Source organism: Arcticibacter pallidicorallinus, assembly GCF_003002875.1.
Classification (GTDB): Bacteria; Bacteroidota; Bacteroidia; order Sphingobacteriales; family Sphingobacteriaceae; genus Arcticibacter; species Arcticibacter pallidicorallinus.
In genome coordinates this window covers 520,490-536,544 of sequence record NZ_PVTH01000002.1, presented here as the reverse complement: position 1 = coordinate 536,544, position 16,055 = coordinate 520,490, and the positions used below count along the sequence as shown (strand labels likewise).

The following is a 16,055-nucleotide window of genomic DNA, read 5'->3' as shown; positions in this document are numbered from 1 at the left end:
CTCATCGGGATGGACTTCAATATGAAGAGCCGGCTGAGCGAAGTACTGCAGGTCAGTCAGCGGGTAGAGCGGGATGAAGAGGGTCGCCTAAGCGTTTTCATGGGAGCTTTGAACGCCAAAACCGACCTGAGGGTACCGCTAAGCATCAGTAAACCGGTGAGTAAGTACAAGATCCGTTTCAGCCTGATCGGCTTCAATTTCAGGAAGGAGTACTATGAATATCTGGAAGTGAAAGATGTGGAGTTTCGCTGGCAGGCTCAGCTGGAGGCCCGGGAGATCCGCTTTGAAGCCCTGCCGGAACCCGATCAATTGCTGATGCTCAGCGTATCCTTGCTGGCTTATAGCGAAACCCGGATGGAAGAAGGCTATGTATTGCTAAACAGCAAGGAGTTCAGTCCATGTTCGATCATTGCCGCGTTTCATGCTGAAGAACCGGGAGAATACCCTACGGGTCCGGTGAATATGAAACTCAATGAGGCGCAGCAAACACGGGGAGCGTCTATTAATAACATGTGTTACGAAGGCAACAGACTGCTGCGGGAGCAGGAACGAAGGAACGAGAAAATTACAAAGACGACGGCAATAACTACGAAGCAACGAGCAAAAGAGCTTGGAGAAAAACTGCCATTTCCGGTAGGAACACGGGTGTCGTTCTCTCCCAAACCTTAAACTATCCTATTAAAGAAAAAGAGGCTGCTCATTTTCATGATACAGCCCCTTGGAATAGATAGATGAATTAGAAATTTTAGTTATGAGAGATCACTCTTGCGTTTACTTCAGTGCTTCCGTAGATCAATATAGTGTAAATCTTACCTGCATCCAGATTTTGAATACTTAAAGACTTAATAGCATTCAAATCCGTGCTTCCAGCTGTTAAAACACCGATGGCTTTTAAACCGGCATCAATCTGTTGAAATCTGGATACATCGCCTCGCTCTATGCCTGCGGCTATCTTGTTATTTCCGCTGTAAATGTCTACTTTTTCAGGAACATCACTCTTGCTGCTTACGTGTACAAAGCGGACCTTAACTTTACCTGATGCTGGTGCAGTCAAATCATCTTCCGTAACCTCAATATCGGCTGAAGAACCCGTTCCGGTTAAAAAGAATGTGTAATTCCTGTTCGACTTAAGATCCTCTTTTTCTGTAGCGAATATATCTGCAGAGCCTGAGGTACGAGATTCGATCTTCCTGTCATTGCCTGAGTTGGTAGTGGTAATATATCCGGTATAATCCAGATACCCCAGGGCTGAACTGTTAACCTTCACATCCTCAATAAATACATCTTGCGCCGAAGACGACTCAGCTGCGTTTACAATTTTCACATTTACTGATTCTCCTGTTGAGATATCATCATCTGAACATGAGCTTAAACCCAATGTAACTCCTGCTGCTGCGAATAATAAGAATTTGCCTAGTGTGTTTTGTTTTTTCATAGTTGTACATTTTGTGCTCAGGAACTTCTGTGCGTCTTGACTTTCCCGCCATATAGTTCCTTTGCAGGTTATCAATTACTGCGCAACCTCCAATTATCAGACCACAACACCTAAGCGCTCAGATAGGCGGAGGCTATTAACACTGATAATCAGAACCATAAAAAAAACGGAAATAGTTGCCTATTTCCGTTCTCTATATTAAAACGCTTTGTTATTCAACAATTTCCGTTGATAATCTCAACAACCGTCAGCAGTTGTCCTTGGCAGTTTGACTCAGCGCAACTGAATGTCTAAAAAACTAGGCATAAGTGTTCAGCATTACAGGCATCACCAGCATCAAAACGTTCTCATTCTCGTCATTTGTCTGCGGAACAAGCAGTCCGGCACGGTTAGGCGTGCTCATTTCAAGCGTTACTTCTTCTCCGCTCAAATTATTCAGCATCTCAATCAGGAAACGCGCATTGAAGCCAATTTCCAGGTCCTCACCCTCATACTGACAGCTCAAACGCTCGTGTGCCTCGTTTGAGAAGTCGATATCCTCAGAAGAAATATTCAGCTCACTTCCGGTAATCTTCAGTCGCACCTGGTGGGTAGTCTTGTTCGCAAAGATCACAACGCGACGCAGAGAGCTCAGGAACAGAGCCCGGTCGATGGTCATACGGTTGTTATTGCTCTGTGGGATAACCGCTTCGTAATCCGGATAGCGTTCGTCTATTAACCGGCAGATCAGGTTAATATTTCCAAAACGGAAGAAAGCACTGGTATTGTTGTATTCTATTGACACTGCGACATCTTCAGTCGGCAAAGAAGACTTTAACAAAGTAAGTGCCTTCTTCGGTAAAATAAAGGATGCAGCCTGCTCTGCTTTTGCATCGAAACGGCGGTATCTTACCAGTTTATGTGCGTCAGTAGAAACAAATGTGAAGTTGGTCGAGGTCAGTTGGCAATACACACCAGTCATAGCCGGACGTAATTCGTCGTTGCTCACCGCGAAGATGGTTTTATTAATTGCTTCTGACAGAACCGAAGCCGAAAGGCTCACTGCAGAGGCGTTTTCCACGCTCGGTATTTTCGGGAAATCATCACCGTTTTCACCGCTAAGCTTGTATTTTCCGTCGCCTGCGTTAATTTCAATAGCGAAGGTAGAGTCGTCAATATTAAAAGCGATAGGCTGATCTGGTAAAGTCTTGAGTGTTTCCAACAAAATCTTTGAAGGAATGGCAATTTTGCCTTCCTCTTTTGACTCCACGGAAAGAGAAGTGGTCATACTCGTTTGCAGATCAGTCGCGGAGATTGTTAAAATTCCGTCTTTTATCTCAAAAAGAAAATTCTCCAGAATCGGAAGAACAGTACTGCTGCTTGACGCGCCGTTGACTGCCTGTAATTGCTTTAATAAGGTCGAAGTCGAAACTATAAATCTCATATATAAATTGGATATTTTTAATTTTTATAGCCGGACAATCGGGTACAAAGAAGCCACGCCAGCATTCATCAAAAATAGGAAAGAATTTCCATGAAACAAGAAATTAAACCTTAAACCGCACCTTCGGATCAGGAATATTTTCGTTTGCGATAGATGTGCACGATTAGTCCCGTACCGGCCAGCAGCATCAGCGGCAATCCAACATTTAAAGCCTGCCATTTACTCTTTTCAGACTTCACTTTCGCCCGATCCAAAAGATAGCTTTTCAGCTCTCTGCTTCGGAGGGCGATAATGGCAGGATCATCTGTAAGGTAATCAACCATATTCATTAAAAAGGTCTTGTTCCCAAACTGTTGCTGAGTAAAACGATCAAAACCCAGCGGGAACGGCGACTGATCTTGAGCGCTAATCTGATTTTTAAGGATATCTCCGTCGGAGAGCACGATCATCTTTGCGGCCAAAGCTTTATCCGCAGATATTTTTCCCGTAACTCCCTCCGGCATCGCCCTGTTTTCGAACACCCTCGGAAATACGCCTTCCATAGCGACACCCGTGATCAGTGGCTGACCCCTGAACTGCTCAGGATCAGGCTCCTGCTCCACCTGCTGCAGTGATATCAGCGCGGGTACCTGTAGCACCTTGCTGAACGGAGAGGAGCTTAACAATACCTCTTTTTTCACGCCCCGAAGAGCTAAAGTGTCAATCGTACCGGCAAATTCAGATCGCACAGCCTCTATATTCTTCACCACCGGATGCTGACTAACAGCAACAAACAAGGGATAATAGGTCCAGGGCACCATTTGCATCTGCGCCTGTCCCCTGCTGTCGCCGCCGACCTTCAGGGGAATCTGCGCACAGTTCATATCGGCCAGCAAATCATAATTCAATTTCAGTCCATACCGGAAAAGCATGTCATCAAGGTTCAGCGACTTGACAAACGCCAGCTGGGTCCCCTGCCCCCTCAGACTGTCAAGCTCCGCGTTTACCTGGTCTATTGCCCATAAGACACTTCCGCCGCGACCAACGAAATAATCGATCTTAAACTTCTCAGCCTCCGTAAAGGCAGTTTGAGGCTTGGGGATGATCAACAGCGAAAGCTTCTCGATCCCCTGCAAACTGATATCCCGGAGGTCTACCCGTCCAACCTGATAGGCATTTTGCAGTGTGCCCATCGCATCTGCCAACTGCAGATCACTTAGTTCGCCATGACCTTCGGTAAAACCAATATTTTGCTGTCCGCCCTTTTTTAACTTTCGAATAGCGCTGGTGAAGGCGTACTCGAGATTCTGTATGGAATTATTTAGCACCTCTTCGGGCGATGCGCCCATGCGGGACTGCAGAAAATTAACAGCTATCTCTCTTCCCTTGTAACGTATCAGGGCGGAGGGAAAGATAATCTTTTGCGAAAACCCCTCTTCTGTCTTCACACTCAGATTGGTAGCCATTAAACCACGGGCGCTCAAATCCTGCATCAGACTAGCCTGCTGCTCCTCTCCTCCTTCCGCGGGGTTAATGAACGCATAGTTCAGTTTCATACCTGAAAACGAACGATAATCGATCATCAGATCGCTGACCGCATTCCGTAGCCGCTTAAAGCCACCGGGAAAATCGCCCTCCAGATAAACAAACACCTGCATTTGATCATCAAGTTGAACAAGTTCCTGTTTAGTAATATCGGAAAGAGTAAAACGCTTGTCGGAGGTAAGATCCAGCCGCAGAAAATATCGAGAGGAAATAACCGATAAAATCAGGATGACAGCGATCAGTCCCAGGAGATTACGTATATCTTTTTGACGTTTCTTCACCATTTTCTGCCCCCCAAAACCGTTTTGGTAAGCGTCAGAAAGAGGGCGCTAAAAGACAAGAAATAGAGCACATCCCTCGAATCGATCACTCCCCTGCCTAAAGACTGGTAATGCTCAGAGATTCCCAGCGAGCTTACGAAGGCATCCACCGCCTGCAGTGAAATTAACGTACTGAGCGAATCAAAGCCGCTGAAAGAAAAGAAACAAAGAAAGACGGCCAGGGAAAAAGAAACTATCTGATTTTTGCTGACCGACGATGCAAAAATCCCGATTGATATGAACGATGCTCCCAGAAGGACAAGCCCGATATAGGAACCCGCAATAGCTCCCGAATCGACCTCTCCCGAGGGCACGCTGAGCGTCCTCACCGTAAAATAATAAATGATTGTAAGCATGAGCGTAAAGACAATAACACTCAGACAAGCCACAAATTTTCCTCCTATAATTTGAAAATCGCTTAATGGCCGGGTGGCCAATAGCTCAAAGGTTCCATCCTTTCTTTCCTCTGCAAGCGAACGCATGGTAATGGCAGGAATCAAAAACATAAAAAGATAAGGAACAACGGCAAAAAGACTGTCCAGCGTTGCATAGCCGTTATCCAGAATAGAAGACTCGGGGAAAACCCAGAGGAATAAACCCGTCATTACAAGAAAAACACCTATAGCGATATAGGCAACCAAAGAACTGAAAAAAGAGGAAAATTCCTTGATAAATACAGCGAGCATCGGTTAGAACTGGTAGCCAACTTTGAGAGCCAGCTGCTCAATATTTCCTCCGTCACGAGACCACGATTCATACCTCAGTCCCAAATTAACAGAGCTCCGCTCCGTAACCGGGTAGGATATTCCGGCCCCGGGTGCAAAAACAAATGCAGTTCCCGCGCCCTGTTGTATACCGACGCTCGTACCAATTTCAGCCTGAGCGTAAATCATCCTTGAAAAGTAGTACTTAGCGCCGACCTTCATCGGGACGTACGTCCGCGTTTCAGAATCCTTTCTATAGAAAGATGTAACCCCGGCGGTACCAGTAGCATACAGAGCCCTGGTTACAGGGATATCAAGTCCGCCAGCTCCTCCGAAACCTACATCGAACAGATCACCATAATCCCCGCGCGGAAAAGATACTTCCAGATCAAGATTAAGGCGCGGCCTGACAGGATAAGGAGTATTCGAAGTTTGCTGGGCATTGGAAGCCTGAGCTATAAATCCAAACAACAAGCCAATGATTATTCTTTTCATATCTGTAGTACAAAGTAAATCAATCTTATCTGAAACGCCGATAAAATTTAAAATTGACACCGCGGCGATTAGTCCGCATCTCATAACTTCCACAATGCGCTGCCGGATCAAAGCAGTGATGGCAAACGTGATCCGTGACAAGCACAGCATGATGCGAGATGTTACAGATTCAGATAAATCGCAATCAAAATAAAAATGGACTTTGAAAATTTCCAAGAGTCCATTTTTAGTAAATCTTCTTTCACATGAAAATCAATGATGAAAACTGGCTTTCATGAAAGATTAATCATGGCGATTATCGCCCTTGTCCGGGAAGGTAAATATTAAAACCAAGCGTTAAGCCAAGTCCAGACATTCCCGAATCAGCGCCTACGTCTGACTTGTTATACGTATAACCCAGAGCAGCTTCTAATGCAACTGTACGGCTCACAAAATGTGCATACCCACCGCTAATACCTACAAGCAGCGAAACCGGCTCATCGGCATTACTGTCTTTCATATGGCTGCCACCGATACCTACGGTACCTTCAGCGAACCATCTGCTTGTTGGCGTTGCGCCTTCAGGGAAATAATACCTTATCAATGGTGCCACACCATACTCAAAGGTTGAACCACCATCATAAGCCGTTAGACCCAATTTAACCTGAGCACCGACTGCTACATTATCGGAAATGAAATAGGCTGCCCTTGGACTGACCTGAATATTAAAAGTCTCCGTATCAAAGTTGTAATTAGTGGATCCGAGACCGGCACCTATCATCCAGTTTCCTTGAGAAATTGCCGCTTCCTGAGAAGCTGATGATGTTTGAGGTGCTGTGATTTGTGCGGTTGCCAAACTGGTAACCAATGCTAAGGTGATAGATAGAAATAGAATTTTCATAGTTTAGCTGTTTAAGTGAATATATAGATGTCTCACTAGTAACACAACTACTACTGATTTGTTGGCTCTTTTAAACGCCTGATGAAATCAGTTTTAAAAACACCTCTTCTAATCTGAGTCCGGGATGGTCCGTCAATAAATCAGAAAGGACGGAATCACAAACGATCTTACCCTCATGGATGATCACCGCACGGTCACATAAAACCTCCGCTTCCTGCATGATATGGGTCGAAAAAATGATCGTTTTCGTTTTTCCGAGCTCACGTATCAAAGCGCGCAGCCCGACAAGTTGCGCAGGATCCAAGCCAGATGTAGGCTCATCCAATATCAGTACCGCAGGGTCATGAATTAAAGCCTGTGCAATCCCTAAGCGCTGGCGATAACCTTTAGAGAGCTGTCCGACTTTCTTATTCTGCTCACGGCCCAGTCCAACCATCTCAATAATCTCCGCAATACGGCTCTGCTTGCGTTCAACCTTATGAATGTCGGCAATAAAGCCCAGCGACTCCTTAACATACATATCAAGATAGAGCGGATTATGTTCGGGAAGGTAGCCCAGATGACGACGTACCTCCATGGGCTGGCTAGCGACATTAAACCCGTTAACTTCCGCAACACCGGAGGTCTGCGGAATAAAGCAGGAAAGTATCTTCATAGTAGTAGACTTACCCGCTCCATTAGGTCCCAGAAAGCCCAGAATCTCTCCTTTATTAGCCGAGAATGAAATGCTATCTATGGCCTTCTGCTCGCCGTAAACTTTCGTGAGGTCCTTAACTATAATACTCATATATATAGGAAAATCATATACCGTCGATCCGAGATCTACCGATAATCGCGCTAAATTAGTAAACCCGGCGGGTTTTACGACTAAACAAACATTTGTCTCCGTATACGATAATCGTATAAATAAATTAAGTTTGTAGCATCATGAGTAAAAATAACGACGAGATCTTTAAAAATGTGATCTCCCATGCCAAAGAATATGGCTTCGTATTTCAATCCAGCGAAATTTATGATGGCTTAAGTGCTGTTTACGATTATGGGCAACTGGGCGCTGAGTTAAAAAACAATATCAAAACCTACTGGTGGAAAGCCATGGTGCAAATGCACGAGAACATTGTGGGCATTGACTCCGCAATATTCATGCATCCGAAGGTATGGAAGGCTAGCGGACACGTGGATGGCTTTAACGATCCGATGATCGATAACAAAGATTCCAAAAAGCGTTACCGTGCCGATCAGCTATTAGAAGACAAAATTGCCCGTTACGAAAAAGACGGCAAACAAGATAAGGCCGATCAGCTGCAGGCTGATATGGACACCGCGCTGAAATCAGAAAATCTGAGCGAGCTGCGCGACCTGATCATCAATCATGAGATCGCTTGTCCGGTTTCAGGAACCCGCAACTGGACTGAAGTACGCCAGTTCAACCTGATGTTCAGCACTCAGTTTGGTGCTATGGCAGAAGGAAGTGAAGAAGTTTACCTTCGTCCGGAAACGGCTCAGGGGATATTTGTGAACTTCCTGAACGTGCAGAAATCAGGCCGTATGAAAATCCCTTTTGGCATCGCACAGATAGGAAAAGCATTCCGTAACGAGGTAATCGCCCGCCAGTTCATCATGCGTATGCGTGAATTTGAACAAATGGAAATGCAATTCTTCGTACGTCCGGGAGAAGACAAAAAATGGTTTGAATACTGGAAAACAGCGAGACTGAAATGGCACCAGGCACTGGGCACTTCAGCCGAGAAATACCGTTTCCACGACCATACCAAGCTGGCACATTATGCCAACGCTGCTACCGACATTGAATTCGAATTCCCTTTTGGATTCAAAGAAGTGGAAGGTATCCATAGCCGTACTGATTTCGATCTTAGCCAGCACCAGGAGTTCTCGGGTAAGAAGATGCAGTACTTTGATAATGATCTGAACGAAGAGGGCAAACCTTATGGAAACTACGTTCCTTATGTAATTGAAACCTCCATTGGTCTTGACCGTATGTTCTTACTAACGATGATCAATGCGTTTGAAGAACAGGATATCAGCACGGAAGACAAAAAAGACAGCCGTACGCTTCTAAGACTGCACCCTGCCCTTGCGCCGGTTAAAGCCGCTATATTCCCTCTTACGAAGAAAGACGGATTGCCTGAGAAAGCCCGGGAAATTATGAACCTGCTTAAGCTGGAGCATAACGTGACCTACGAAGAAAAGGACGCTATCGGAAAACGCTACCGCCGTCAGGATGCCATCGGTACTCCTTTCTGTATCACCGTTGATCACCAATCTCTCGAGGATAACACGGTAACCATCCGTCACCGCGACTCTATGGAGCAGGAACGGGTTCCTGCGGATCAACTCGAAAGAATCATTGCAGAGCGCGTTAGCTGGAAGAATCTACTTTCCTGATTAAGCTAAATGATACTTTAACAAGGCCTGGATCTTATGATTCGGGCCTTTTTCGTGAGCAATAATGTAAGTTTGTGCATTATCAGGAAAGAAAACGCATAAACTTGCATTGCTTACTGCATTTTTGTAGCTTAGATAAACAAAATCAGTCGCTTCACTAATAAAACACCTCCCAGATGGCAAAATTCATTTTATTCCTACTCTCTTTCGGCCTTCTCTTCAATTTTAGTCCGGCGTTGCTTGCGCAAACAAAAGCTATTGCAAAGAAAGAAACCACGAATATCATTACCGGCGCAGACCAAACTGAAAAGTACCTCTCATACCTAAAAGGTAAAAGAATAGCGATGGTTGCCAATCAAACTTCCATCATCGGTGACAAGCTCAGTGTCGACAGCCTTTTGAGCCTGGGCATCAAAATCGTTAAAGTCTTTGGGCCAGAACACGGCTTCAGGGGAAACGCCAGCAATGGAGATCATGTTGATGACGAAGTAGACGCAAAAACCGGCATCCCCATCTTTTCGCTATACGGAAAAGCGAGGAAACCCTCCAAAGAGCAATTAAAAGATGTCGACCTGGTCATCTTCGACATTCAGGACGTAGGCTGCAGATTCTATACCAACCTCAATACATTAGAAGACGTCATGGAAGCCTGTGCGGAGAACGGCAAAGAACTGATGATCTTTGACCGACCGAATCCAAACGGTTACTTTATCGATGGTCCTATTCTCGAGGACAAATTCAAATCAGGCATTGGGCAACATAAGATCCCAATCACTCATGCCATGACTATCGGAGAGTTCGCGCTGATGCTAAACGGTGAAGGATATATGGACAAGCACCCCAAGTGCAAGCTGAATATCATCAAGGTAGCAAACTATAATCATAGCATGCCTTACGATCTTCCGGTTAACCCTTCACCTAATCTTAACACACAGCAATCCATTCTCCTTTATCCCTCTCTTTGCCTCTTTGAAGGCACAATGATTAACTACGGAAGAGGAACACACATGCCGTTCACGGTTCTGGGCGCACCGGAGCTAAAAGGTAGATATACTTTCTCATTTAAACCCGTTGGCATAAAAGGCATGAGCGAAAATCCACTGTACAAGGATAGTGTCTGCTACGGAATAGATCTTAGAACCTACGATACCAACATCCTGCGGAAGACCGGGCAAATCAATTTGTCCTGGCTGATCGAAATGTACAATGCCTTTCCTGATAAAGAAAAATTCTTCGATCACACCCTCCATCCGGCCGTTGGGAGTTTCGACTTCAGATCTGGCAACGCCAGCCTGAGAGAAGACATTATTGCCGGCAAATCAGAAAAGGAGATTCGTAAAAGATGGGAACCAGGTCTGAAAGCATTCAAACAGATGAGAAAAAAATACCTGCTCTACGCAGACAAGTAATGAGCAAATGATCTGAAGATCCTGCTGTTTACACTCACAAAGCCAAAAAGGGCTGACATCAAATGTCAGCCCTTTTTTATGATAGCTGTTAAAGCTTTGTGTTCTCACGTGTATTACGGCCTTGACACGATTTTGCTTTCCGGAGCACCCATATACGATGGTTTCAATCCTCCAAGATCCAGCATTATTTTTTGAAATACTATTCCCGGCTCCAGAGGGCGGATCCGAATAGTATGTAAGCCAGCGCGTTCAATCTCATGAGTGGTACTCGATTCGATGATTCTCCTTGCCTGCCAGACACCCAGCTCTCCCTTGTAATGACCGTTGATATTAATGATCTGTTCCTTGCCTCCGTTAACCGAAACCGCGTAACGCAAGCCCCTGTTTGCATTGAAATTCAAGGTCGGCGATGTTAGAACTACCAACTTAGCCTTTCCGACCGTCTTAAGATCCATTTCGTATTCCACGTACACACTGTTATCAGGCACTTCGGTCACAGGCATCGTGGTTAATCCCGAAAGGGTTTTTCCCAGATCCGGTATTACCGTCCACGTTACCTTTTTACTATTGCTTGAATTTTTAAAGTTCTCCGCTTCGATAGATACGACACCGTCTTCTTCGGCGAATATTTTCTTAGCGGGAGCCTTAGGCGACACATACTCAACTTTCGGCATGATACTCTTCCGCGGGTCATTCCAGCTTCGGTAGCCTATACGAACCTGATCCATCATATGAGGCCATTTTCCGTTAGAAATATCCTGGTTATAGTGATCGGTCAAAACGGAGTCCTGAAGGAAGTGCTCCTTTGCTTTATCCGCCCAATAGTTTGCTTGCTCGTCCCCTTTTGCAGCATAAAGCTTATTTTTTGCTACAGCATAGTACATTTCATATACATTGGAACAAGCGTTGATTGGGAAAACCACCAGCTGATCAAAAGCATCTTTGTACTGGTTCGGGATGAGATAGTATAAACGCATCGCATCAATCACCAGTTTACGATAGTCGTTCACCACTGTTTCAAACTCGTTATAGTTTTCGAGACTGAAGGTCCTATCGTTCAGCAATTCAGGTGTGACGCGGTGATTATACTTCGTATACATATTAATCAGTCTTGCTGCTTCCTTCGCATATTTATCACCGAATTGCTGGGCACTCCATTCTTCGGTATGCTGCAGAAGATTGTTGGCATTAAAACGGTTTGGATTCCAGGCCATATCCAGGAAAAAGGATATCGGGTATTCCATAGGTTTCAGATCTCCGACATTAACTACCCAGATACGGTCAACTCCATATTGATAGGTCAGGTTCATCTGCTCCCACACGCGTTGTACCTGACTGACGTTTATCCATTTCGAATTTCTCGGCGCCCCAACGTAATCGAAATGGTAATACATTCCATAGCCGCCCTTCCGCTTCTTAGCATTCAACTCAGGCAACTTCCTGACGTTACCCCAATTATCATCACAAAATAGAAGGGTTACATCATCCGGAACGCGCATACCTGAGTCGTAGTAATCCTGTACCTCCTTGTATAGGGCCCATACCTGAGGAGTCATTTCCGCTTTCTTTCCGGTCACTTCTTCTATAACCTGACGCTGGTCTCTGACAATCTTTTCCAACAAGTCTTTGTTTTGATCCTCGCTCATCGGTTCATCTCCGTCGCCTCTCATGGCAATAGTGATCAGGCTTTCCCAGTTCTTTGCGCGTTCCATTCCGCCTTTCCAGAATTCCCTCAGTCCGGCTGAGTTACTGCTGTAGTCCCAGGCTCCTCCGTTTCCATGTCGCTTCCATTCCTGCTGAGCCCTGGCCATCGGCTCATGATGAGAGGTACCCATTACGATTCCAAGATCGTCGGCAAGCTGGCCGTTCAGCGGATCATCATCATAAAAAGCGTTCCCCCACATAGCCGGCCAAAGGAAATTTCCCTTAAGCCTTAAGATGAGTTCGAATACTTTCTCATAAAATTTGCTATTGTAACCTCCAAATGTAGCCTTACTCCAGCCGCTTAAGGCTGGTGCTTCATCATTAAGAAATATCCCTCTGTATTTCACAGCCGGTTCCCCCTGTGTGTACTTCCCTGGCTTAACGTAAAGCTCGGTATGTTTCTTAACAGGTACGTCCGCCCAATAATACCATGGAGAAACGCCGATCTGAGTGGAAAGCTCATAAGTTCCATATATCGTTCCTCTTTTATCGCTACCTGCAATAACCAAAGCAGCCTCAACGCCAGGTAGAGGATTTTTAACTACTTCGATGACGAACTTTTCATTTTTTCCGATCAGATCCTTCCCGGCGATTTTTTTCTCTTTGATCAGCCGGTCTATGGTACCTGACTTACCGACAGTACCAATGATTATCCGATATTTTCCACCTGTTTGCTCAGGAGCACTTCCGGTAACCTGTTGAAAGTCATTCTTTAGGTTGCCCACAGCATGATGAACCCCTTTGAAGTCCTGATCATCAACCATTACAGGTATGGGCACGCCCCCTCTTGTCAGAGAAAAATAATTTCCCTGATCCTGAAAATAAACGAAAGTAGAATTTTCTTTATCAGCTCCTGCAGCAACAAGCTGAGCTAAAATAAAAAGAAACGAGAGTAGAAATTTGTACTTCAAAACGTATAGATTTTAAATGGTCAAAAATGGTTATTGAGTTCCTTTAAGATAACTACAGACAAGCTCTCTTGCCGGCAATATATCCGAGTTAGTTTTCAACACGCAAAAACGTCATTAGAGAAGATTTCTTTGGCCTGTTAAAGTTATAATCGTGGAACAAATGTTAAACGTAGCCAGAATTTTGTATTTTACAAGGTGTTTCCACCTACATAGCGGCTCTTCAATTTTAAAACGCAGTTCTAACTACTCCGCAAACCGCCGATCAAAGCAATTCGACTTTATAAACATTTATATCACCTTAGCCCCCAAAATTAGCCTGAGATCACCAACCGCTTATCTAAATTTGTTCGTGATATAACTGCAAGAATCTCAATTATAAACCCCAGAACTAAGTACACAAAAAACCAGGATATGAATATGCAAAACACAAAGCTTGGAATAATAATAGGCGCTCTCCTACTGACAAACTTTTCCGTATCGATGGCGCAAAATCCTATCATACAGACACTGTTCACAGCCGATCCTGCTCCCATTGTTCTAAATGACACCCTCTTTCTGTATACCGGTCATGACGAAGACGAAGCACCTGCTAAAAGCTATCTCATGCGGGAATATCGCCTTTTCACCACGACAGATATGGTTAACTGGACAGACCATGGTGCTCCGTTGAAAATAAGCCAGATAAGTTGGTCTGTAAATGACGCGAGTGCCGCCCAGGTTATCGAAAGAAACGGCAAATACTATTGGTACTTCTCCACCCTGAACAAAGATTCCCCTGGAGTATCTGTCGGGGTTGCGGTTGCCGACTCACCATACGGGCCATTTAAAGACGCATTAGGCAAAGCACTAATTACCAATAATATGACCCGGTATGCCCCACATTCATGGGATGACCTCGATCCAACTGTGTTTATTGATGATGACGGACAGGCCTACCTTTTCTGGGGGAACGGCGCGTGTTACTGGGTAAAACTAAATAACGACATGATTTCCCTCAAGGGAACTATCCAACATCTGGATATAAAAGACAAAAAGGCCTTTTCAGGAAAATTTACCGAAGCACCGTGGGTGTACAAACGGAATGGCTTGTATTACCTCATCTATGCGGCCGAGTTCCCTGAAAACATCAGTTACTCAACTGCCAAAAAGATAACGGGCCCCTGGAAAGCACAAGGGATCCTTATGCCGACGGAGAAAACCAGCAATACAAATCATCCCGGAATCATCGACTACAAAGGAAACTCCTACTTCTTTTATCACAACGATGCCTTACCGGGCGGACACAGTTACGACCGCTCAGTTGCGGTTGAGCAATTCAAATACAAAGCTGACGGTACCATCCCCCAATTACATATGACAGACACAGGGATCCTAAAAGGGGTGGGAACTTTAAACCCCTACAAAAGAACAGAAGCAGAAACCATTGCCTTTTCGAAAGGGGTAAAAGCGCTGGAAGACAAAGACCGGGGTGTAGTCATCACCTCTATTCATCACGGAGACTATATTAAGGTTCGGGATGTGAATTTCGGCAGTACAGGCCCGTCCTCATTTAAGGCCAGTGCATCCAGTCGGTACGACGGAGGAACTATCGAGATCCGCATTGACGGCTTAGAAGGACGACTTATAGGAACCTTGAATATTGCTTATACCGGGGAGTGGGAGAACTGGAAAGAATTCACTACCCAGACAGAGAATGTAAAAGATGTACACGATGTATACTTCGTTTTCAAAGGAAAGGAACCGCACGCATTGTTCAATTTTGATTATTGGCAGTTCAGGTAAGAAAGAGACAGTTTAGCGCTACTCGAAGAATCTAGGTAATGTAATAAAGGCTTTATTTTAGAGTCTTTATTACATTACCATGCATGCTAGTGATGACCGTCCGATGACCATAACTATTTGACATCCAATTTTATTTCCTTACATTTGTACTATTAACCGCTACACACACAACCTAATTCAACTGCTTATAGAAAGAAACCTTACTTTTAAAAACAACGGGGGGAATTTATGAAGAACAGGATTTTAAGAGGGGCAACTTACATCATTCTAGCACTAAGCATTCCGGCAATCGGGTGGGGATTAAAGTCAGACAATGACATCAGCAATCATCCCGAAATCAAGAAAGAAATCAGTCAATCTACCGTAAAAGAGGAAAAAGTAATCTCTGCTGCCAGTCTATTCGACCAGTACATTTCTGGAATTTATACTGCTGCTGGTCTTGCTGACGCATCTCTGGACTACGCTGTGTTCGCGAAGGCGATCACGGGATATTATAATCTGAAAGATGCAGGCCGCTTATCTAAGGAAAAACAGATACTTTCCATCGTAGATTTCAACAAGCCCAGTTCCGAAAAAAGAATGTGGATCATTGACCTGGATGCCAAAAAGCTACTTTTCAATACACTAGTGGCTCATGGCAGGGGAAGCGGCGATAATTACGCGACCAAATTTTCTAATATTCCCGAGTCAAATCAAAGCAGTCTGGGTTTCTACGTAACGGCTAATACTTACCACGGCAAACATGGTTTGTCTCTTAAGATAAACGGGATGGATCAGTCTTACAATTCAAACGCGTTAAACCGTGCGGTAGTTATACACGGAGCGTCTTATGTAAGTGATGACTTTGTTAAACAGAACGGCCGTTTAGGACGTAGCTTAGGTTGTCCGGCTTTACCCGAGGAACTAACACCTCAAATCATTAGCACGATCAAGAACCAGACGACCTTATTTATCCATGGCCCGGTGAAGGTTGAATACGCGTCAGACTACCTGAACCTTGAATCAGCACTGAACAAATTTATATCCTCCGACCAGCAGATACTGGCTGCAGGAGCTTAAGAT

At 44.8% G+C, this 16,055-nt stretch carries 12 protein-coding genes and 1 pseudogene; 5 read left to right on the top strand and 8 right to left on the bottom strand.

All coding sequences use genetic code 11. The annotated features are described in order from the left end of the window. Positions 1 to 669 (top strand): annotated as a pseudogene (locus tag B0I27_RS17455) (hypothetical protein); the annotation flags it as partial. Between the two features lie 76 nt (positions 670 to 745). Here the strand turns inward: B0I27_RS17455 and B0I27_RS05030 are convergent. From B0I27_RS05030 to B0I27_RS05000, 7 genes are all read right to left on the bottom strand, one after another. Then, positions 746 to 1,435 (bottom strand): DUF4397 domain-containing protein, encoded by a 690-nt coding sequence (locus B0I27_RS05030; RefSeq protein ID WP_106292053.1) that lies wholly within the window; start codon positions 1,433 to 1,435, stop codon positions 746 to 748. Positions 1,436 to 1,733: 298 nt separating this feature from the next. Further along, on the bottom strand, positions 1,734 to 2,858 hold the full coding sequence (gene dnaN, locus B0I27_RS05025; RefSeq protein ID WP_106292051.1) for a DNA polymerase III subunit beta: 1,125 nt from the start codon (positions 2,856 to 2,858) through the stop codon (positions 1,734 to 1,736). Between the two features lie 128 nt (positions 2,859 to 2,986). Further along, positions 2,987 to 4,666 carry a gliding motility-associated ABC transporter substrate-binding protein GldG gene (gldG, locus tag B0I27_RS05020; protein ID WP_106292049.1) on the bottom strand — a complete coding sequence of 560 codons (1,680 nt, stop codon included), beginning with the start codon at positions 4,664 to 4,666 and terminating at the stop codon, positions 2,987 to 2,989. Beyond that, on the bottom strand, positions 4,660 to 5,388 hold the full coding sequence (gene gldF, locus B0I27_RS05015; protein ID WP_106292047.1) for a gliding motility-associated ABC transporter permease subunit GldF: 729 nt from the start codon (positions 5,386 to 5,388) through the stop codon (positions 4,660 to 4,662). Before gldF ends, gldG begins: the two co-directional genes overlap by 7 nt. Before the next feature lie 3 nt (positions 5,389 to 5,391). Then, a complete protein-coding gene (locus B0I27_RS05010; RefSeq protein WP_146133089.1) occupies positions 5,392 to 5,901 on the bottom strand; it encodes an outer membrane beta-barrel protein in 510 nt (169 codons plus the stop codon). Positions 5,902 to 6,196: 295 nt separating this feature from the next. Further along, positions 6,197 to 6,781, bottom strand: coding sequence for a hypothetical protein (locus tag B0I27_RS05005; RefSeq protein WP_106292043.1), 585 nt, complete (start codon positions 6,779 to 6,781; stop codon positions 6,197 to 6,199). A gap of 70 nt (positions 6,782 to 6,851) precedes the next feature. Then, on the bottom strand, positions 6,852 to 7,568 hold the full coding sequence (locus tag B0I27_RS05000; protein WP_106292041.1) for an ATP-binding cassette domain-containing protein: 717 nt from the start codon (positions 7,566 to 7,568) through the stop codon (positions 6,852 to 6,854). Positions 7,569 to 7,708: 140 nt separating this feature from the next. Here B0I27_RS05000 and B0I27_RS04995 point away from each other — a divergent pair, with 140 nt between their 5' ends. Both B0I27_RS04995 and B0I27_RS04990 read left to right on the top strand, forming a co-directional pair. Beyond that, positions 7,709 to 9,187 carry a glycine--tRNA ligase gene (locus B0I27_RS04995; RefSeq protein ID WP_106292039.1) on the top strand — a complete coding sequence of 493 codons (1,479 nt, stop codon included), beginning with the start codon at positions 7,709 to 7,711 and terminating at the stop codon, positions 9,185 to 9,187. Between the two features lie 176 nt (positions 9,188 to 9,363). After that, positions 9,364 to 10,596 carry an exo-beta-N-acetylmuramidase NamZ family protein gene (locus tag B0I27_RS04990; protein ID WP_106292037.1) on the top strand — a complete coding sequence of 411 codons (1,233 nt, stop codon included), beginning with the start codon at positions 9,364 to 9,366 and terminating at the stop codon, positions 10,594 to 10,596. Positions 10,597 to 10,709: 113 nt separating this feature from the next. Here the strand turns inward: B0I27_RS04990 and B0I27_RS04985 are convergent, their stop codons facing one another. Then, complete coding sequence (locus tag B0I27_RS04985; RefSeq protein ID WP_106292035.1) at positions 10,710 to 13,211, bottom strand: glycosyl hydrolase 115 family protein; 2,502 nt, start codon at positions 13,209 to 13,211, stop codon at positions 10,710 to 10,712. A 411-nt stretch (positions 13,212 to 13,622) separates the two neighbouring features. On the opposite strand from B0I27_RS04985, the gene B0I27_RS04980 reads away from it, so the two are divergent. Both B0I27_RS04980 and B0I27_RS04975 read left to right on the top strand, forming a co-directional pair. Next, entirely contained in the window at positions 13,623 to 14,993 is a 1,371-nt protein-coding gene (locus B0I27_RS04980) for a glycoside hydrolase family 43 protein (protein WP_245925436.1), read from the top strand. A 228-nt stretch (positions 14,994 to 15,221) separates the two neighbouring features. After that, complete coding sequence (locus B0I27_RS04975; protein ID WP_106292031.1) at positions 15,222 to 16,052, top strand: murein L,D-transpeptidase catalytic domain family protein; 831 nt, start codon at positions 15,222 to 15,224, stop codon at positions 16,050 to 16,052. Positions 16,053 to 16,055 lie beyond the last annotated feature (3 nt).